The 16,978-nt window shown below is 65.2% G+C and carries 22 protein-coding genes and 1 pseudogene; 10 read left to right on the forward strand and 13 right to left on the reverse strand.

Annotated elements, in window-relative coordinates:
• Positions 1-236 precede the first annotated feature (236 nt).
• Positions 237-1,484, forward strand: a complete 1,248-nt coding sequence (locus tag I6F21_RS14475; protein ID WP_225139881.1) for a c-type cytochrome — start codon at positions 237-239, stop codon at positions 1,482-1,484.
• 48 nt (positions 1,485-1,532) lie between these two features.
• On the opposite strand, the gene I6F21_RS14480 is transcribed toward I6F21_RS14475, so the two are convergent.
• The gene (locus I6F21_RS14480; RefSeq protein WP_225139880.1) at positions 1,533-2,177 is read right to left on the reverse strand and encodes a trimeric intracellular cation channel family protein; all 645 of its coding nucleotides are present in this window, start codon (positions 2,175-2,177) and stop codon (positions 1,533-1,535) included.
• A 165-nt stretch (positions 2,178-2,342) separates the two neighbouring features.
• On the opposite strand from I6F21_RS14480, the gene I6F21_RS14485 reads away from it, so the two are divergent.
• Complete coding sequence (locus tag I6F21_RS14485) at positions 2,343-2,732, forward strand: hypothetical protein (protein WP_036011109.1); 390 nt, start codon at positions 2,343-2,345, stop codon at positions 2,730-2,732.
• Positions 2,733-2,891: 159 nt separating this feature from the next.
• On the opposite strand, the gene I6F21_RS14490 is transcribed toward I6F21_RS14485, so the two are convergent.
• The 3 genes from I6F21_RS14490 to I6F21_RS14500 are packed head-to-tail and all read right to left on the reverse strand — an operon-like array spanning position 2,892 to position 4,436.
• The gene (locus I6F21_RS14490) at positions 2,892-3,701 is read right to left on the reverse strand and encodes an isocitrate lyase/phosphoenolpyruvate mutase family protein (RefSeq protein WP_036011106.1); all 810 of its coding nucleotides are present in this window, start codon (positions 3,699-3,701) and stop codon (positions 2,892-2,894) included.
• A 51-nt stretch (positions 3,702-3,752) separates the two neighbouring features.
• Positions 3,753-4,103: an antibiotic biosynthesis monooxygenase gene (locus tag I6F21_RS14495; RefSeq protein ID WP_036011104.1), complete on the reverse strand. Its 351-nt coding sequence runs from the start codon at positions 4,101-4,103 to the stop codon at positions 3,753-3,755.
• A 24-nt stretch (positions 4,104-4,127) separates the two neighbouring features.
• Positions 4,128-4,436 carry an NIPSNAP family protein gene (locus I6F21_RS14500; protein ID WP_036011128.1) on the reverse strand — a complete coding sequence of 103 codons (309 nt, stop codon included), beginning with the start codon at positions 4,434-4,436 and terminating at the stop codon, positions 4,128-4,130.
• 158 nt (positions 4,437-4,594) lie between these two features.
• On the opposite strand from I6F21_RS14500, the gene I6F21_RS14505 reads away from it, so the two are divergent.
• From I6F21_RS14505 to I6F21_RS14515, 3 genes are all read left to right on the forward strand, one after another.
• Positions 4,595-5,293, forward strand: a complete 699-nt coding sequence (locus tag I6F21_RS14505; RefSeq protein ID WP_036011101.1) for a winged helix-turn-helix domain-containing protein — start codon at positions 4,595-4,597, stop codon at positions 5,291-5,293.
• Positions 5,294-5,453: 160 nt separating this feature from the next.
• Positions 5,454-6,464 (forward strand): alpha/beta hydrolase, encoded by a 1,011-nt coding sequence (locus I6F21_RS14510; protein WP_036011126.1) that lies wholly within the window; start codon positions 5,454-5,456, stop codon positions 6,462-6,464.
• A 195-nt stretch (positions 6,465-6,659) separates the two neighbouring features.
• Positions 6,660-6,911, forward strand: coding sequence for a hypothetical protein (locus I6F21_RS14515; protein ID WP_036011098.1), 252 nt, complete (start codon positions 6,660-6,662; stop codon positions 6,909-6,911).
• Between the two features lie 150 nt (positions 6,912-7,061).
• On the opposite strand, the gene I6F21_RS14520 is transcribed toward I6F21_RS14515, so the two are convergent.
• Positions 7,062-7,349, reverse strand: coding sequence for a twin-arginine translocation signal domain-containing protein (locus I6F21_RS14520; protein ID WP_074448158.1), 288 nt, complete (start codon positions 7,347-7,349; stop codon positions 7,062-7,064).
• A gap of 143 nt (positions 7,350-7,492) precedes the next feature.
• Complete coding sequence (locus I6F21_RS14525; protein ID WP_036011092.1) at positions 7,493-7,807, reverse strand: hypothetical protein; 315 nt, start codon at positions 7,805-7,807, stop codon at positions 7,493-7,495.
• Between the two features lie 130 nt (positions 7,808-7,937).
• Between I6F21_RS14525 and I6F21_RS14530 the strand changes: the two genes are divergently transcribed.
• Positions 7,938-8,591, forward strand: coding sequence for a glutathione S-transferase family protein (locus tag I6F21_RS14530; RefSeq protein ID WP_036011089.1), 654 nt, complete (start codon positions 7,938-7,940; stop codon positions 8,589-8,591).
• Between the two features lie 75 nt (positions 8,592-8,666).
• On the forward strand, positions 8,667-8,819 hold the full coding sequence (locus I6F21_RS14535) for a hypothetical protein (RefSeq protein WP_193374987.1): 153 nt from the start codon (positions 8,667-8,669) through the stop codon (positions 8,817-8,819).
• Between the two features lie 120 nt (positions 8,820-8,939).
• On the opposite strand, the gene I6F21_RS14540 is transcribed toward I6F21_RS14535, so the two are convergent.
• Together I6F21_RS14540 and I6F21_RS14545 are read right to left on the reverse strand one after the other, a co-directional pair.
• Positions 8,940-9,287, reverse strand: coding sequence for a hypothetical protein (locus I6F21_RS14540; RefSeq protein ID WP_036011086.1), 348 nt, complete (start codon positions 9,285-9,287; stop codon positions 8,940-8,942).
• Between the two features lie 110 nt (positions 9,288-9,397).
• Entirely contained in the window at positions 9,398-10,930 is a 1,533-nt protein-coding gene (locus tag I6F21_RS14545; RefSeq protein ID WP_225124913.1) for an acyl-CoA carboxylase subunit beta, read from the reverse strand.
• 140 nt (positions 10,931-11,070) lie between these two features.
• On the opposite strand from I6F21_RS14545, the pseudogene I6F21_RS14550 reads away from it, so the two are divergent.
• From I6F21_RS14550 to I6F21_RS14560, 3 genes and pseudogenes are all read left to right on the forward strand, one after another.
• Positions 11,071-11,472: pseudogene (locus I6F21_RS14550) on the forward strand (DUF4260 domain-containing protein).
• Positions 11,473-11,730: 258 nt separating this feature from the next.
• Positions 11,731-12,321, forward strand: coding sequence for a hypothetical protein (locus tag I6F21_RS14555; RefSeq protein ID WP_036011077.1), 591 nt, complete (start codon positions 11,731-11,733; stop codon positions 12,319-12,321).
• A 190-nt stretch (positions 12,322-12,511) separates the two neighbouring features.
• Entirely contained in the window at positions 12,512-12,931 is a 420-nt protein-coding gene (locus I6F21_RS14560; protein ID WP_036011074.1) for a hypothetical protein, read from the forward strand.
• 59 nt (positions 12,932-12,990) lie between these two features.
• Here I6F21_RS14560 and blaOXA read toward each other — a convergent pair whose 3' ends face one another.
• From blaOXA to I6F21_RS14585, 5 genes are all read right to left on the reverse strand, one after another.
• On the reverse strand, positions 12,991-13,809 hold the full coding sequence (blaOXA, locus tag I6F21_RS14565) for a class D beta-lactamase (RefSeq protein ID WP_036011124.1): 819 nt from the start codon (positions 13,807-13,809) through the stop codon (positions 12,991-12,993).
• Between the two features lie 76 nt (positions 13,810-13,885).
• Complete coding sequence (locus tag I6F21_RS14570; RefSeq protein WP_025036968.1) at positions 13,886-14,149, reverse strand: EscU/YscU/HrcU family type III secretion system export apparatus switch protein; 264 nt, start codon at positions 14,147-14,149, stop codon at positions 13,886-13,888.
• Positions 14,146-15,747: a flagellar hook-length control protein FliK gene (locus I6F21_RS14575; protein WP_036011072.1), complete on the reverse strand. Its 1,602-nt coding sequence runs from the start codon at positions 15,745-15,747 to the stop codon at positions 14,146-14,148. Before I6F21_RS14575 ends, I6F21_RS14570 begins: the two co-directional genes overlap by 4 nt.
• 65 nt (positions 15,748-15,812) lie before the next feature.
• Positions 15,813-16,598 carry an ATP12 family protein gene (locus I6F21_RS14580; protein WP_036011070.1) on the reverse strand — a complete coding sequence of 262 codons (786 nt, stop codon included), beginning with the start codon at positions 16,596-16,598 and terminating at the stop codon, positions 15,813-15,815.
• Positions 16,599-16,672: 74 nt separating this feature from the next.
• Entirely contained in the window at positions 16,673-16,930 is a 258-nt protein-coding gene (locus I6F21_RS14585; protein ID WP_225139879.1) for a hypothetical protein, read from the reverse strand.
• Positions 16,931-16,978 lie beyond the last annotated feature (48 nt).

Consider the following 16,978-nt stretch of genomic DNA (forward strand, 5'->3'; position numbering starts at 1 on the left):
GCCTGCCCATTGGTTTTAGCTAGGGCGCGCCGACCACCTCCGCCACTCTATGTCGGATATTTCATGCTCCGCATCACAATTCTGGACCAAAGGAGGCCTCGGGTAAAAATCGCAATTTCGTGGCCTGAAACACGTTGGCGATTTTCAGTTTGTGTCACCATACCCCCATCGTTGCGAAATGAATCGACGCTTCCCTTCATGCAGGTAGGGTCGATGGGTCGCAGGGGAGGCTGTCGATGCGGACGATTCTGACGGGCCTGGCGCTTGTGGGCCTGGCGTTGTGCAGTGCGGTTGCAAGTACGGTCACAAGCGCGGCCGGCGCCGCCGGACCATCTTCCGAGCTGATCGCCTATGGCAAGGCGCTGGCCGAGGCCGGCGACTGCGCGGGCTGCCACACTGCCGATCCGGCAAAACCGTTCGCGGGCGGCAAGCGCATCGACACGCCCTTTGGCGCGATCTATGCGCCGAACCTGACGCCGGACCGCGACACCGGCATCGGCGGCTGGACGGATGCCGATTTCACCCGCGCCTTGCGCACCGGCATCGCGCCTGACGGCTCGAATTATTACCCGGCGTTTCCCTACCCCTATTTCACGAGGATGACGAAGGACGACACGCTGGCGATCCGCGCCTATCTCGCCACGCTGGCGCCCGTCACCAGCCGCAACAAGCCGCCGGAGCTGCGCTGGCCATTCGGCTATCGCGGCCTGATGCGGCTTTGGAACACGATGTATTTCAAGCCCGGCCTGTTCGAGCCGGACCAGACCAAGAGCGCGGCCTGGAACAGAGGCGGCTACCTGGTCACCGGGCTCGGCCATTGCGGCGCCTGCCACACGCCCAAGAATTATTTCGGCGCCGACCGGGATGCGCAGGCGCTGTCCGGCAACGCGGTCGGCGGCTGGTTCGCACCGCGGCTCGACGGCGCCCCGCGCACCGGGCTGAAATCCTGGAGCGAGGCCGATATCACGGAGTACCTGCAAAGCGGGCGCAATGCCAAAAGCCACGCCGGCGGGCCGATGGCGGAGGTCGTCGTCAACTCGACCTCGAAGATGAGCGATGCCGACGTGCGCGCGATCGCGATCTATCTGAAGAGCCTGCCGCCGGCCCGGCGCGAGACGATCGTAACGCCGCCGGACGCTGCCGAGATGAAGGCCGGCCAGGCGGTCTACGCAAAGCTCTGCATCGCCTGCCACGAGGCCGACGGCACAGGCAGCCCGCGCATCTACCCGCCGCTGCCGGGCAATGCGCTGCTGCAATCGATCAATCCGTCCTCGACCTTGCGCATCATCCTCGACGGTGCCCACACCGTGACGACGCCGCGCGCGCCGAACACCGGCGAGATGCCGGCTTACGCCAAGCAGCTGTCCGACGCCGAGATCGCCGCGGTGACGAACTACATCCGCAATTCCTGGGGCAATGCAGGCCCGCTGGTGACATCGGCACAGGTGGCAAAAGCAAGGAAGCGAGAGGCGAATGGGGAATAGCGAATGGCCCAGAACCATTCGCCATTCGCCATTCGCGCGCGACAGCGCTCACCGCTCTTCATCCCCCGTGAACACGAATTTCGGCATCTCCCATTTGTAGCGCACCGCAAGCAGGCGGAAGCTGATGCCGAGGACAAATGTCAAAATGGTCCAGAGCTCCGCGTTGAGCTTGAGACCGAACGCGGTCGCATAGAACAGTCCCGTCACCACCGAGACGCTGGCATAGAGCTCGGAGCGAAACAGCAGCGGCACGTCGTTGCAGAGCACGTCGCGCAGCACGCCGCCGGCGCAGCCCGTCACCATGCCCGAGACGATGACGATTGGCAGCGAGGCATCCATCTGCCAGGCAACGTCGCAGCCGGCCATGGTGAAGACGACGAGACCGATGGCATCGAGCACGATGAAGGCGACCTTCAGCCGGTGCGCGAGGCGCGCAAACAGGATGGTGAGGAAGGCGGCGCCGCCGGCGAGCGCGAGATAGATCGGGTTCTGCACCCAGGCCAGCGGATAATGTCCGAGGAAGAGATCGCGCAACGTGCCGCCGCCTAGCGCGGTGATGCAGCCGAGGAAGCAGACGCCCAGCCAATCCATGCTGCGGCGTCCGGCAGCGAGCGCAGCCGTCATGCCCTGCGCCGCCACCGCGGCCAGGGACAGGAAATGCAGCACGCTATCGGTAGGCGGCAGGCTCCACATCGCGTGTTCCCTCCTCCATGGCCCTCGAACTCAGGCGTGGGTTTCCCATGGAACAGGTTCCCGATTCCCCACACCGAGGCAACATGCGACGAAAGCACCAAGGCGGCGGAACAGAATCTCGCACCTGAGGGTTGTCCCGGGGTCATAACCGAGGAGACCAAATCGATGGCAGACGACCGTTTTCCCAACGATCCGTACCGCCCGAACCTCGCCGACGATGAGTACTCTCGCGCGGCGCGCCGGGATGCCGACCTGCAGGCCGATCCCGAGCTCGGGGAAGGCCCCGCCTCCAGCGGCAAGATCGCGCTGTTTGCGGTCGCTGTCGCCCTGGTGCTGGGCGCAGTGTTCTACGGCTTGAACAATTCCAGCACCACCAACGAGGCCAGCAACACACCGGCCTCGCAGACTGCGCAGACGCAGCCGACCAATCCGGCCGCACCTCCCGGCATGCGTGACGTGACGCCGCGCAGCAACACCGAGCCGGGCGTGACCACGGGTGCAGCGCCGAACAGGCCGGCCCCGAATACGCCAGCTCCGTCCGACGGCGCGAAGTAACATTTCGTAATGATGCGCGAGAGCGGCGGGATGCAACATCCCGCCGCTCTTCGTTTGGCTAAAGCGCGATGGGATTAGGATGAATCGTCATCGCGCTTTAGGTTATTGTTTGAGCATGATCTTCTCGGAAAACCGCCACGCACTTTTCCGGATCATGCTCTACCCGAACATCTTGTTGAGCTCGCCGCCGGGATAGCCGCCGCCGAGCTCGTTGAAGGTCCCCTTCTCCGCCATCTCCTTGGCCGCGCGCATGAAGCCGCCCCAAGCGGCGCGGGCGAGCGAGCCGCCGACGCTGATGCGGCGCACGCCGAGATCCTGGGCTTCCTGCAGCGACAGGCCGGAGCCGCCGATCAGAAGATTGAACGGCTTCGGTGCGACCGCCTTGACCACCGCGGCGATGTCCTCGCGGCTCTTCAGACCCGGCGCATAGAGGCAGTCGGCGCCGGCATCGGCATAGGCGGTGAGCCGGTCGATAACGAGCTTGAGATCGGTCACGCCCCACAGATAGGCCTCGCAGCGGCCGACCAGCAGCGTGCCGCTGTCGCCGATCGCCTTGCGCGAGGCCTTGATGCGCTCGACGGCCAGCGCGCGATCGTAGAGCGGCTTGTCCTTGTCGCCGGTGGAATCCTCGATCGAGAGGCCCGCAACGCCGGTGCGTACACCGCGCTCGACATTGTCCGCGACCTTGTCAGGCTCGACCGCAAAGCCACCCTCGAAATCGGCGTTCACGGGGATGTCGACAGCCGAGCTCAATGCTGCCAGATGCTGACAGACGTCCTCGACGGTGACGTGATTGTCGGCCTTGCCAATGGTCCAGGCAAAGCCCGCGCTCGATGACGCGATCGCCTTGAAACCGAGATGCTGCAAGGCTTTCGCGCTGCCGACATCGACCGGATTGGGCAGGATGAAGCAGCCGCTCTCGTGCATCTTCCTGAACGTCGCGCGCTTGTCAGCGGTCGTCACGTGCATGTTTCTCTCCCTTGTTAGCCGCGCAGAGATAAGGCTGCGTTTTCGAGTCCGCTAGTGCGCGTCATGCACGGCGCGGCTGTCCTTCGGCGCCTCGTCGCGGTCGTTCATGCCGTAGTCGCGGATGACGCTGGCGATGCGTAAGTGATAATCGGCGAAGATCTGCGCCCTGCCCCTGGCCTGGGTGCGGCGGTGCTCCATCGTGTTGCGCCAGGCCTGGACGGCCGCTTCATCCCGCCAGAACGACACCGACAGGATCTTGCCCTTCTCGGTCAGGCTCTCGAATCGCTCGACCGAGATGAAGCCGTCGATGGTCTGCAGCAGCGGCTTCAGATCGGCTGCAAGGTCGAAATAGGTCTGGCGGTGTTCCGGCTTGGGCCAGACCTCGAAGATCACGGCGATCATGGGCGTCTCCTGCTGTTGGTGGGCCTACAATACCACCTTGCGCAGGAAGGTGCGTTCTTCGGCGAGGATGAATTTCTCCGCCTCGGCAAAGTTGAAGTTTGCCATACCGTCGAGATCGGCGCGCAGCCGTTTGCGATAGGCTTCATAGGCGGCCAGGCTCTCGAACGAGATCAGGGCGGACGCGATGTTGTTGGTGCCCTCATGCGGCATGAAGTAGCCAATCAACTCGCCGCCACATCTTGGGATGATGGTGAGCCAGCGCTTCGAATATTCCTCGAACTGCGCGCGCTTGAACGGATCGAGCTGGTAGCGGATGAAGACGGTGACGGACATGATGGGCTCCTTTGTTTTCGCCGTCATTGCGAGCATAGCGAAGCAATCCAGGACTCCCTCCGCGGACGCAGTCTGGATTGCTTCGCTACGCTCGCAATGACGACGTGGTGACACGATACGCCCTTGCCCGACACCAACGCTTCGGTTACCATCGAAGCATGAAATCAGGACCCGACATCGCCATGGTCGCCTCGCTGGTTGGCGACCCCGCCCGCGCCAATATGCTCACGGCGCTGATGAACGGCCGTGCGCTCACGGCGAGCGAGCTGGCTCAGGAGGCCGGCATCACGCCGCAGACCGCAAGCTCGCATCTGTCGAAGCTCGAGGCCGGCGGCCTGATCGAGCCGGAGAAACAGGGCCGCCACCGCTATTACCGCCTCACCGACGACGACGTCGCCGGCGTGCTCGAGGGGCTCGCCGGCCTTGCCGCGCGGACCGGCCATATGCGCGTGCGCACCGGGCCGAAGGACCCTGCGCTGCGGCGCGCGCGGATTTGCTACGACCATCTCGCCGGCGATCTCGGCGTGCAGATGCTGGACTCTTTGCGCGAGCGACATCTGGTCAGGCAGAGGAAGCAGGAGATCGAGCTGACCGCCGAGGGCGAGCGCTTTCTTGTGAAGCACCTGCAGATCTCGCCCGACATGCTCAGCCATCCGCGCCGCCCGGTCTGCAAGGCCTGCCTCGACTGGAGCGAGCGGCGGCACCATCTCGCCGGCACGTTGGGCGCGGCCATGATGCAGCGCTTCGCCGAGCTGAAATGGGCCGCGCGCGATCCCATGCCCGGCAGCCGCGTCGTGAATTTCACCCGCACCGGCGAGAAGCAGTTCGCCGCGCTTTTCGGCGGCGGGAAGGACTGAGCACACTTTTGCGTGTGCCCTCTCGCTTCCGTCATGGCCGGGCTTGACCCGGCCATCCACGTCTTTATTGCGGCTGGCACGTGGATGCCCGGGCCTTCGCCTTGCCGAAGCGGCTTCGGCCGCGCAGGCGGGACAAGCCCGGGGCATGACGGAGACCGTGATGAACCGCATCTTCCTGGCCGCGCTTGCCGCCGCCCTTCTCGTTTCCCAACTGACATCGACCCGCGCCGCCGACACTGCGCCCCGCGAGCCCTATGGCATCGCGCTCGAAGGCTTTGCCTATCCTTACCCGGTGCACTTGCTCCCCGTCGTCAACGACGGCGAGCAGCTCAGCATGGCCTATATGGATGTCGCCGCGGCACGGCCGAACGGCCGCACCGTCGTGCTGCTGCACGGGCGCAATTTTCCGTCGAGCTATTGGGCGCCCGTGATCAAGATGCTGAGCGAGGCCGGCTTTCGTGTCGTGGTGCCGGACCAGGTCGGTTTCGGCAAGTCTTCCAAGCCGGCGGGCGAGCTGCATTTCGACAATCTGGCGCGCAACACCATTGCGCTGCTCGATCACCTCAAAATCGACAAGGCCGAGATCGTCGCGCATTCGCTCGGCGGCATGCTCGGCGTGCGCATCGCTCGCGCCTATCCGGACCGCCTCGCCCATCTGGTTCTGACCGCGCCGATCGGGCTCGAGGACTACCGCCTCTACGTGCCGCCGACGCCGACCGAGAAGATGATCGAGACCGAGGACAAGCTCACCGCCGACGGCTATCGCAAGCAGCTCCAGACCAATTACGCAATCAAGCTGCCGGCCGAGGCGATCACGCCGTTCATCGGGGCTCGCTTCAATATCAAGGGCAGCCCGGACTATCCGCGCTGGCTGCGCGCCTTCGTCTCTTCCGGCCAGATGATCTATCGTGAACCGGTGGCGCACGAGATCCCGCTGATCGCGACACCGACTCTGTTCATCATGGGCGCGGACGACCACAACGCGCCGGGCCGGCCGCTCGCGCCGGAGGCGCTGCGGGCCAAGATGGGGCAGAACGCAGAGCTTGCGAAGCAGCTCGCCGCGAAGATGCCGAACGCGCGGGCCGAGGTGATCCCCGACACCGGCCATCTCGTGTTCCTGGAGGCGCCGGAGACGTACAAGGAACTGGTGCTGGGCTTTCTCGGCCGCTAGCGACACCAGCGTGTCGTCCGGGACCAGATGCGGGGAACGTTCATGCCGCATTCAGGTCATGATTGGCAGGTTTGGATCGCAACGTGCCGGCACGTTTCTCCAATTTTAACGTGTCGAATCGTGTCTGTTGATTCATTGTGCGCCACAAGCGCCATCCCCCTAAGCCTGCCCCCAGGACGAGAAGGAAGATCAAAAATGAAATACCTGTTAGCCGCCGTCATGCTCGCCAGCGCGGCCGTCGTCGGTTTCAGCGAGGCGGCCAGCGCCGCCGAGGGCTGCGGCCGAGGGTTTTATCGCGGCCCCTATGGTCAGTGCCGCCCGATGCGTGGCGCGGTCGTCGTGCGCCCCGCCCCCGTGGTGGTCGCCCCGCCGGTCGTCGTGGTGCCCCGCGCGCGCGTCTGCCCCTACGGCTTCCGCTGGTACGCCGGCCGCTGCCGTCCTTACTGATCTTCTCCGCACTCCAGAATGGCCGCGCGGCATCCGCTGCGGCCATTTTCTTTTGGCGCTCTGACTTTCGCCCACGGAGCCGGGCGTCTCCAGAATCGAAACGGGGACCGCCAGCGGCGATCCCCGTTGAGTCCGCGAATGGTCGCGAGCTTACCAATAATGGCGGCGGCGCCAGCGCCGACGGTGCCGGCGCCAATGACGGCGGTGCCAGCCCCAGTGGCGGCCACGCCCACGCCAGTGAACCTGCTCAGGAGCGAGTTGCGCAGCTTCCTCACTGGTCGTGACGGCGGGATGAGCGTCGGGATTGCCTTGCGGCGCGTGAGTGGGATCAGCGAGCGGCTGCGGTGACAGCGGCGCGGCCTGTGCCGCGGTCGCGGCGAAGGCAGCGGCGCCCGCCGTCAATCCCAAGGCAAGTTTCAAAAAGTTCCGGCGCTCCATCGTTTCTTCCTTCTTGGATCATCGTGCACGTGATGCAGAAGGAATGTCGCTGCAACGCCATGAACCGAAGCTGAAGCCGGCGTTCAGATTCATTGCGAGCCGAGATGAAGAATTCGTGACTCCATCCGGGCTACAGGACCTCGCTACGTCGCGAACTCCTGCGCCAGCACCAGCGTCTCGCGCGAGCGCTTCACGTCGGGCCAGTCGCGGTTGAAATCGGCGACGAGCTTTTTCAGCGCGTCACCTTTCAGCATCGCGTTCAGCTTGGCCTCGTCATCGAACTGATAGATCGCCTGGTGCAGCGAGGGATCGTCGAGGCTCCAGAATCGCCACGCCTTGCTCACGCCGAAGGCCTTCACTGCGTCGGGCAAGTGTTCCGTCTCGTACCACCGGTCGAACGCAGCGCGCTTTTCGGCGTCGGAGACGACGGCGCGAACGACGAAGAAGGCTGCTGGCATCGGATTTCCTCCTGTTGTTTGGGGCGAGCCTAGCCGGTTAAGCCGCCGGCGACAAAAAGAGTTGGCCTGGATGTCGGAACGGGCGCTCTTCGTTCGTCCTTTGCATCGAACCAGGACACGGAGACAGAAAATGGCCGAGCTCACCCTGACCACCTTCGATTGGGTTCCCGCAGCGCCGCGAGGCTTCGTGCGTGACTTCCGCGTGCGCTGGGCGCTGGAAGAAGCCGCCTTGCCCTATCGCGTCGCCAGCGTGCCATTCGACGACCGCGGGCCCGCGCACTTCGCCCACCAGCCGTTCGGCCAGGTTCCGTGGCTGACCGACGGCGACCTCTCGATCTTCGAGACCGGCGCGATCCTGCTGCATCTCGGCGGCCTCAGCGAGAGGCTGATGCCAAAGGACCAGCGCGGCCGCACTGAAGCGGCGGAGTGGATGTTCGCGGCGCTCAATTCGGTGGAGATGGCCAGCCTGCCCTGGGGCATGTCCAAATTCATGGGACATCCGACCGACACGGCAGCATGGAAATTCGTGGACGACTTCCTCAAGCTTCGGCTCAAGCATCTCGAGGCGGTGCTGGCCAGCCGCGAATGGTTGGCGGGCTCCTTCTCCGTCGCCGACATCCTGATGGCGGACGTGCTGCGCGTCGTCGATGGTTTCAACGGGCTGACGGATAGTCCTGCCTGCCGCGCTTACGTCGCGCGCGCCACCGGACGTCCGGCGTTCGCCAAGGCCCACGCCGACCAGCTGGCGCATTTCGCCGCGGCGGATAAGGCGCGCGGGGCGTGATGCACCTCACATAATCGATGCTGTGCTTGGCATAGAGTCGCCCGCATCGGAACGATTCAATTCGACAGGTGACCCATGGTCCGCATCGAATATCTCAAGCGACAGATCGCCCGCGCCGAGCGGTTGGCCAAGGCCATCCTCGACCGGCAGACCGCCGACCGGCTCCAGGCCTACGCCGCCGAATGCCGCGCCGAATTGTCGGAGCTGACAGTCAAGCAGGCCGCGTGAGGCTTGCTGGCGCTGGAGGCGTCTGATGCGTAGGGCGGATTAGCGATAGCGTAATCCGCCACTTCTCCATCCGATGACGCACACCTTGGTGGATTACGCTTCGCTAATCCACCCTACACCTCACACCAGCTTCAGCGGCGCATCGGCAACGACCCTGAGGTCAATGCTGCCGATCAACGCCGCACGCCGCGCCTCCGCAGCACTGATGGCCTCGTCCGTCTGCCGCAACGTCGAGACATTCGAGCCGAGCGAGACAATCCCGCCGAGCACCAGCGCAATCGATCCGAGCGCCGCGGTCTGATCAAATCCGAACAGACCGAGGATCGTCACCAGCAGCAGCGCCGCCCCGCCACCGATCGCGATCTTGGACGCGAGGATGTACTTGCGGCACCGCTCAGCGATCTCGGCGAGCTCTTCGATCCGATCTTCGATATCGGAGATTTCATCGGTCGGATCGTCTTCGGTCATTGGATCGAGCGTGCCAAATCAGAAGGAGCCTGTCGCCCGCATGAGCAAAGCGACATGCGGGACCTCGGCAAAGACCCGGATTTCGCTGCGCTCATCCGGGCTACCTCCTATTACAACGGCAAATTGTCGTGCTTCTTCGCCGGCATTTCCGTCTTTTTGTCCTTCAGCATCGCCAGCGCCCGCGCGATGCGCTTGCGGGTCGAGTGCGGCATGATGACGTCGTCGATATAGCCGCGCTCGGCGGCGATGAAGGGCGACAGGAAGCGGTCTTCGTATTCCTTGGTGCGGGCGGCGATCTTGTCGGGGTCGCCGATGTCTGAGCGGAAGATGATCTCGACCGCGCCCTTGGCGCCCATCACCGCGATCTGGGCGGTCGGCCACGCATAGTTCATGTCGGCGCCGATCTCCTTGGAGGCCATGACGTCGAAGGCGCCGCCATAGGCCTTGCGGGTGATGATGGTGACGAGCGGCACGGTGCACTGCGAATAGGCGAACAGGAGCTTCGCGCCGTGCTTGATCAGGCCGCCATATTCCTGCGCGGTGCCGGGCAGGAAGCCCGGCACGTCGACGAAGGTGACGATCGGGATGTTGAAGGCGTCGCAGAAGCGGACGAAGCGCGCCGCTTTCCGCGATGCGTCGCTGTCGAGCACGCCGGCCAGCACCATCGGCTGGTTGGCGACGAAGCCGACGGTGCGGCCCGCAATGCGGCCAAACCCGGTGACGATGTTCTTGGCGAAGGCATCCGCGATCTCGAAGAAGTCGCCCTCGTCCACGACCTTCAGGATCAGCTCCTTCATGTCGTAGGGCTTGTTCGGATTGTCGGGGATCAGCGTGTCGAGCGACATGTCGACCCGCTCGATGTCATCGAAGCTCGGCCATTCCGGCACGCCGTCGGTGTTGTTGGAGGGCAGGAAGTCGATCAGGCGACGCATCTGCAAGAGCGTCTCGACGTCGTTCTCGAAGGCGCCGTCGGCGATCGAGGAACGCGTCGCATGCACCGAGGCGCCGCCGAGCTCCTCGGCGGTGACGACCTCGTTGGTCACGGTCTTCACCACGTCGGGACCGGTGACGAACATGTAGCTGGTGTTCTTCACCATGAAGATGAAGTCGGTCATCGCAGGCGAATAGACGTCGCCGCCGGCGCAGGGGCCCATGATGACGGAGATCTGCGGGATCACGCCCGAGGCAAGCACGTTGCGGCGGAACACGTAGGAATAACCGGCGAGCGCGGCGACGCCTTCCTGGATGCGGGCGCCGCCGGCGTCATAGAGGCCGATGATGGGCGCCCTCGCCTTCATCGCCATGTCCTGGAGCTTCGTGATCTTCAGCGCATGCGTTTCCGAGAGTGAGCCGCCGAACACCGTGAAGTCTTTGGCAAACACAAAAGTCTTGCGGCCGTTGACGGTGCCCCAGCCGGTGACGACGCCGTCGCCCGGCACCTTGCTCTTCTCCATGCCGAACTCGGTGGAGCGGTGCTCGACGAACATGTCGAACTCCTCGAACGATCCCTTGTCGAGCAGAAGCTCGATGCGCTCGCGGGCCGTCAGCTTGCCGCGGGCGTGCTGCGCCTCGATGCGCTTCTCCCCGCCGCCGAGCTTTGCGCCGGCACGACGATCTTCAAGGGCGTCCAGGATGTGTTTCATTTGCTCCCGCCAGTTCTTAAGTGATGGGCGGGTTCTAACACGGCATTTTGCGGCCCGGAAAGCCGCTTTCGCCGTCGCAGGGCTGCCCTGCCGTAGCGGGAAAGCGCAAGGAATTACAAAGTTTTGCCCGGGAGGCGAGCGTGAGCGAAGGAACGGCCGAGACGGGCGCTGCAACAGGCGGCGTCAACATCCTGCTGCGGCTGGAGGGCCTCACCTTGTTTGCAGGAATGGTGACGCTCTATGCGGCCTGAGACGGGTCGTGGCTGGTGTTTGCGCTGCTGTTCTTCGTACCCGATCTGAGTTTCCTGGCCTACCTGTCCGACGCTAGGTTCGGTGCGATGGTCTACAACGCCGCCCACAGCTACTTGGTGCCGGTGGCGCTGCTGACGCTGGGCTTCGCCCTCGCCTCGCCCCTCACCCTCTCCATCGCCTTGATCTGGCTTGCCCATATCGGCATCGACCGGGCGCTCGGCTACGGCCTGAAATATTCCGCCGGGTTCGGCTTCACCCACCTGGGGCGGATTGGGCGGAGGGACTCCTGATCTCCCTTCCGGCTGAGTGCGTAGCCCGGATGGAGCGGAGCGTAATCCGGGACGGTGCAGCGCGGGCGCGATTCCCCCGGATTTCGCTGCGCTCCATCCGGGCTACAGGACCGCATTTGTCGCACCAGCGGGTTGACCGGGCCGACCGATTCAGGCTTGCTCCGAGTCAGATCAGGCGCCGAATGTTGCGTGAGCCCAATCGGTACGGCGGTGATCATCATGCCCTAGCTCCAGCGTCTACCTACTGGCATCACCGAGATGTCCGCGACGGTCGTCCCCTTGCCGCCGAACCCAGCGTCCGAAACGATCGACTTCCTGCGCCGCATGGCCGGCATGGTGTCGGGGCGGAACGGCGAGATGCTGCTGCGCGCAGCCAGCATGATCGAGACGCTGAGCCAGCGGGCGATGTCGGCCGAGCGGCTCTATCATCAGGCGCAGGAAGAGAGCACGCGCAACGCCGAGCTGCGCGAGTCCGCCGAACTCGCCTCCGACGCCATGGTCGGCCAGATCGCGGCGCTGCGGGCACCGCTCGCCGAGCTCACCGCCGCGACCGCAGCCGAGCGCGCCGCCTTCGATGCCGAGCGCGGCAAGCTGCTCGAGCTGATGCAGCATGCCGAGAGACATATCGGCAAGCTCACGACGGAGCTCGACAGCTTGCGCGCCTCCGTCGACAGCTTCAACGAGACCGCGGTCTCGGTGCCGATCGAAGTGCTGCGGCTGGCGCGGACGCAGTTCGATTATCTCTCCAGCGGCTTTGCCCGGCGCGGCGATCCGATCTCGCAGGCCATGAGCGAGATCGGCGGCTTCGCCATCGACCGGGCGCTGACGGCGAAGCCTGACAACGCCTGAACTCCGTCCCCGAAATCGTCGACTTTCAGCTCGAGCTGGACCGCCGGGCTGGCGCTCAGAATTGCCGAGGAGTTGCCGATGGCTGCGTGGTGTTGCCATGGCGTCATCATAGCAGTGACACCGAAACCACTACAGGCCGGGCGTTCGAAGGCGATATCAGCGCAGCAAGCACCCACGACCGGAGAGAGCAATGTTCGTCGATATCGATAATGCATCACTCGAAACGGCAGGCTCGAGCCTGCCCGGAGATCAACCCATCTTCATGCTCAATCTTCTACGCTATCGGGATGAGGCCTTGTACCCAGACAAATCCGAGCTTCCAGCCTGTAGCGGCCGCGAAGCCTATTTCACGCGCTATGTCCCCGCATTTCGCAAGGTCGCGATTCCGCAAGGGGTCAGGCCAACTTGGCTAGGATCCGTCGGAGCTCTGCTGGTGGCGGCGCAAGGCGACGCCTGGCACGACGCCGCAATCGTGCGCTACCCGGACTTCGCGACCTTTCGAGTCATCGTCTCGAGCTCCGATTACCGGCGTGAGGCCGAACCCCACCGCTTTGCCGCGCTCGCCGATTGGCGTCTGATTGCGACGACTGAGGTTCAGGTGCCGGCTTGACGTGCAACCGCACGCATTGACCGTGTGCGAACAGGTTGCTTCTAAACCTCACGGTCTCGCTAGAGCGCGCCGATCTCGGCAAGGCAGGCTTGGGTCAGCGTCATGCGAGCCTCGATGTGGCGCGGCTCCTTGCAATCCATGTTGAGCGCGAACACGGTATGGGCTTCGCCCTTCTCGGCCCAGCCGACCATCCAACCGAGCGACGGATCGCCGCGCTCGGCGCCCAGGAGACCGGACTTGGCGCGAATGACGGCGTCGCCGACCTTCGTCGCCGGCAGGATATCGGCAACGAGATCCTGGCTGCGCTTCGAGATCGGCAGCGCGCGGCGGCGCAGCCGGTCGACGAAATCGACTTGCTCGACCGGATCGATGCGCAACGCCCCTGTGAGCCAGAACTGGTCGATGCCGCCGCCGATGTCGCGATTGCCATAGTCGAACGCGTCGACATATTGCTGCATGCGCACCTCGCCGATGCGGCGCGCGATCTCCTGATAGACCGGCACCGCGCTCACCGCGATTGCGCTGCGCAGCGTGTGATCCTTGTTCCAGGCCTCGATCGGCCGCTTGACGCCGTCCCAGGCAAACACGTCCTTGTCGGGGTCAGTGACGACACCGGCCTCGAGCGCAATCAGCGAGTTGGGAATCTTGAAGGTCGAGGCCGGCAACTTGCCCTCGCCCGAGCGCTCCTTGTCGCTGGCGACGATCAGATAGTCCTCGACCTTGTAGCCGACGAAGGTGCCCGACGTGCCGAGATCGGTGAAGCGCTTTGCAAGAGCGTCGCGGATTTCATTGCGCGGCGGCGCGACATGGGCGCGCGCGCGTCGAGGCAGGATCACGGTTGCGGCGAGGAGGCCGAGGGTGGAACGGCGGGTCAGCAAGGGCGGGTCCATTGAGCGGCGGAAAAACCGGTGCGACCATGCAGCCGCTAAGTGTTGAAACGATGACAGGTTGTTTTTACCGTCCCCGGCCCGACAGCCGCAGCACGAACACCAGCACCTCGGCGACGGCCTTGTAGAGATCCGGCGGGATCTCGTCGCCGAGCTCGACCTTCGACAGCGCGCCGGCCAAGACCTCGTTCTCCTCGATCGGAATGTCGTGGGCCTTGGCGATCTCGACGATCTTCTCACCGATCGTGCCCTTGCCCTTGGCGACGACGACGGGCGCGCCAGATCCCTTCTCGTAATGCAGCGCGATCGCGAGCTTGGAGGGATCGCTCATGTGGCGCGATCCAGGAAGTGGCCGGCGCGAGCCGGCGCCGGTGGCGGCGGCGTGCCGTCGCGGACCACGATATCGCCGGGCTTGAGCTCGGCCTTCGTCAAGGCCTGGCTGAGCTCACCGATGCCGGCGCGGAGCTGCTGCGCCGTGGCCGGCCGCTCCGCCCACATCCGAACGAAGGTCTTGTCGCCGTTCAGCGTGATCAGCGCATGCACGGGTCCGGCCGGCTCGACATCGAGCGAGAAGCGCGCGCGCCAGGCGCGCTTGGCGGGGTCGTCCGACTCATTGCCGCCATCGCGCGAGATCTCGAACTGCGCCATCGCGGTACCTTGCGGGGTCGCGAACGGAATTTCGAAATTCCACTGCGGCGCGGCCGGATCGATGCGGTGGCCGCTGGCGTCGGTGCGATCGGGGAGCGAGGCAATTTGCAACAACGTCTGGCGGGCGATCGCGGCATCGGTCTCGTCGAGCAGACGATGCACGGTTGCAGCCAGCGGCGTATCCGGCGCGAGCGACGGCATGGCAATGGACTGAGGCGCCGGCAGCGCGCCCCGGACCGGCGGAGGTGTCGGATGCGCGGCCGCCTCGAAGATATGGGCATCCGGCACGGACTTGTTGGAGCCCGGCACGTTGCCGGTCAGGCGCGGCAGGTTTTCCGTGACCTCCTGCAGCAGGCTCGTGGCAAGGCCCCCGGACATGGTGCGCGACACCAAAGCTTGCGGATTGTTGCCCGCCACATCGGCCAGCAGAGCGGCAGCAAACGCACCGCGCGACGCTTGCGCCGGGCGGGCGCGTTCCGGCAACGCCGCTTGTGCCGTTTCGCCCGCCAGCGCGGAGGCTGCGGTCTGCGTCGTGGCCGCAGCACTCGCCGGCAGCGCCACACCTTGCGCAGTTGCCTGCGGCGCGCCGAAGGTCGATGCCAGGGTCTGGCGCAACACCAGCAGAGCGGCCTTCAAGTCCGGGATCGCGCCGGAGGACGGCGTCGTGCCTGCGGCCAATGAGGCCTCGAGAAACAGTCCGGACTTCTGGAACGCGGATTCGATATCGCCGCCGTCGAGGGCGGTGTTGAGCGGCGTCTGCTGCGCCAGCACGTCGAGCACCGCCTGCTTCAGCCTAGCGGGCAGATTGCTGCTCGTCACAACAGAGGCCAGGTTGGCGAACAGCGGCGCCTGGCTGCCCTGTTTGGTCACGGCCCCGGCAGAGGCCGTTTGAACGGCCACCTGCTCGGACGGAGTGAGGGTGTTCCGTGCCGTGGCCACCGACGGCGCCAGCGGCGGGCTCTCCACCAGCGAGGCCGTGCGCGGCGTCAGCGTGACCTGATCTCCCGCCGCCTCGCCTGCCCCGCCCATGACCGCGAGGCGAATGGTGCCGTTGCTCTGCGAGACCGCGAGCTGGAGATTCTGCCCTGGCGTCAGAGCCACCTCAGACATCACGTCCATCGCCAGGTTGGCGATCGCGATCCGCACCAGATTGTCGGCGAGCACGCTGACCACCCTGGCATCGACGACACTGCCGGCTTGAAGCATGAGATCCGGCGTCGCCGCATCAGCCGGGCGGCTGGCGGCGTTGACGGGAGCGATGGGGGTGACCGGCGTCGGCATCTCGGCAGCCCTAGGGGAATGCCGGCTACCGTAACCGCCGCCTCGTAAACCTCTCGTTAAGGACCTCAGATGGCCGGCTGCTTCACCGCCGCCAGAACCGTCACAGCGGCCTGGAAATCCTTCAGGCGGGCGGCGCGGCGGGCGGCCGCCTCCTCGTCCACGCCCCATTGCTCCACGTTCCAGTCCTCGTCGACATGGGCGGCGGCCCAGACCTGGTCGGCATCGCGCACGCCTTGGTCCAGCGCCAGCGCAAGCAGTGCCGAGCCGGTCAGGGTGGTCACCATGTGGAGCGCGGCGACCGACCAGGGATCGCCGGGCAGCGCCGCCCGTGCGGCCTTCACCGCCTCGTCCGGCTGCTTCACGTGCATGACGCCTTCGGACAGGATGAAATGCGCACCCAGTGTCTGCGCCGCCCAGGACAGCACGGGATCCCAATGCGCAGCCTCCCGGGCGACCAGTCCCTCGGGATGGCCGGCGCGATAGAACAGCAGGTCAGATTCGAAATATTTGGCGAGGTCGTCGCTGACGAGCTCGACGCGATCGATAACGCCCTCGACCACGCTGTTGGCGATGCGCGTCAAAGGCATGGTCACGGGATCGATCGCCTCGCCTTGGGCGGCCCATTCCGCGGCGACGCTATCTGCGAGCGCGCGCGTCGGGATCACCAATTGGCGGCCGGAGGGCGTACGGATCGGCTTGCCGTCGAGAGTGATGGCGAAGCCGCCCTCGGCATCGACGACGCCGGCCTCCTTGTAGAAGCGCTTGCGCATTGGCGTGCGCGCGGACGCGCGCGCCGATTCCCGGGGATCCGGCGCAGGCTGCCTTGCTGCTTCCTCGAACAATTCGCGCATGTCGGTTTTTCCGATCCTATCGTCTGTCAAATTACCTGTGTCGTCATGGCCCCGCTTGGACGCCGATGAGGCGGCTAGTTCGCGCAGCTACGCGCATAAGTGCCGCGATCGGCCGGGCCCAGTCCTGCGGCTGCAGCGTCGTGGAGGCACTTCGTGACGCGATCGCCGAAGGAATTGCGCGGCAGCGGCTGGTAATTGTAGCGCGGCGGCGCGTCAAACTGCGGAACCTTGGGCACCTCGATCTTCGGCGGCGGTGGCGGCGCAGGCAGCGGTGGAGCGAGCCGCGCGGCGTCCGGCGAGACATATTGCGCGCGGACGGCCGGCCCTACCAACAGAGTAGCCAAGAGCGCCAAGCAGATCGACAGTCGTCTCATGGGGAA

The sequence above is a fragment of the Bradyrhizobium sp. NBAIM03 genome, assembly GCF_020194055.1.
Taxonomy (GTDB): Bacteria; Pseudomonadota; Alphaproteobacteria; order Rhizobiales; family Xanthobacteraceae; genus Bradyrhizobium; species Bradyrhizobium yuanmingense.

Excerpts from the sequence above, each read along its gene's own strand:
- I6F21_RS14475 (WP_225139881.1), top strand. The coding sequence starts at position 237 with ATGCGGACGATTCTGACGGGCCTGGCGCTTGTGGGCCTGGCGTTGTGC.
- I6F21_RS14480 (WP_225139880.1), bottom strand. The coding sequence starts at position 2,177 with ATGTGGAGCCTGCCGCCTACCGATAGCGTGCTGCATTTCCTGTCCCTG.
- I6F21_RS14485 (WP_036011109.1), top strand. The coding sequence starts at position 2,343 with ATGGCAGACGACCGTTTTCCCAACGATCCGTACCGCCCGAACCTCGCC.
- I6F21_RS14490 (WP_036011106.1), bottom strand. The coding sequence starts at position 3,701 with ATGCACGTGACGACCGCTGACAAGCGCGCGACGTTCAGGAAGATGCAC.
- I6F21_RS14495 (WP_036011104.1), bottom strand. The coding sequence starts at position 4,103 with ATGATCGCCGTGATCTTCGAGGTCTGGCCCAAGCCGGAACACCGCCAG.
- I6F21_RS14500 (WP_036011128.1), bottom strand. The coding sequence starts at position 4,436 with ATGTCCGTCACCGTCTTCATCCGCTACCAGCTCGATCCGTTCAAGCGC.
- I6F21_RS14505 (WP_036011101.1), top strand. The coding sequence starts at position 4,595 with ATGAAATCAGGACCCGACATCGCCATGGTCGCCTCGCTGGTTGGCGAC.
- I6F21_RS14510 (WP_036011126.1), top strand. The coding sequence starts at position 5,454 with ATGAACCGCATCTTCCTGGCCGCGCTTGCCGCCGCCCTTCTCGTTTCC.
- I6F21_RS14515 (WP_036011098.1), top strand. The coding sequence starts at position 6,660 with ATGAAATACCTGTTAGCCGCCGTCATGCTCGCCAGCGCGGCCGTCGTC.
- I6F21_RS14520 (WP_074448158.1), bottom strand. The coding sequence starts at position 7,349 with ATGGAGCGCCGGAACTTTTTGAAACTTGCCTTGGGATTGACGGCGGGC.
- I6F21_RS14525 (WP_036011092.1), bottom strand. The coding sequence starts at position 7,807 with ATGCCAGCAGCCTTCTTCGTCGTTCGCGCCGTCGTCTCCGACGCCGAA.
- I6F21_RS14530 (WP_036011089.1), top strand. The coding sequence starts at position 7,938 with ATGGCCGAGCTCACCCTGACCACCTTCGATTGGGTTCCCGCAGCGCCG.
- I6F21_RS14535 (WP_193374987.1), top strand. The coding sequence starts at position 8,667 with ATGGTCCGCATCGAATATCTCAAGCGACAGATCGCCCGCGCCGAGCGG.
- I6F21_RS14540 (WP_036011086.1), bottom strand. The coding sequence starts at position 9,287 with ATGACCGAAGACGATCCGACCGATGAAATCTCCGATATCGAAGATCGG.
- I6F21_RS14545 (WP_225124913.1), bottom strand. The coding sequence starts at position 10,930 with ATGAAACACATCCTGGACGCCCTTGAAGATCGTCGTGCCGGCGCAAAG.
- I6F21_RS14555 (WP_036011077.1), top strand. The coding sequence starts at position 11,731 with ATGTCCGCGACGGTCGTCCCCTTGCCGCCGAACCCAGCGTCCGAAACG.
- I6F21_RS14560 (WP_036011074.1), top strand. The coding sequence starts at position 12,512 with ATGTTCGTCGATATCGATAATGCATCACTCGAAACGGCAGGCTCGAGC.
- I6F21_RS14570 (WP_025036968.1), bottom strand. The coding sequence starts at position 14,149 with ATGAGCGATCCCTCCAAGCTCGCGATCGCGCTGCATTACGAGAAGGGA.
- I6F21_RS14575 (WP_036011072.1), bottom strand. The coding sequence starts at position 15,747 with ATGCCGACGCCGGTCACCCCCATCGCTCCCGTCAACGCCGCCAGCCGC.
- I6F21_RS14580 (WP_036011070.1), bottom strand. The coding sequence starts at position 16,598 with ATGCGCGAATTGTTCGAGGAAGCAGCAAGGCAGCCTGCGCCGGATCCC.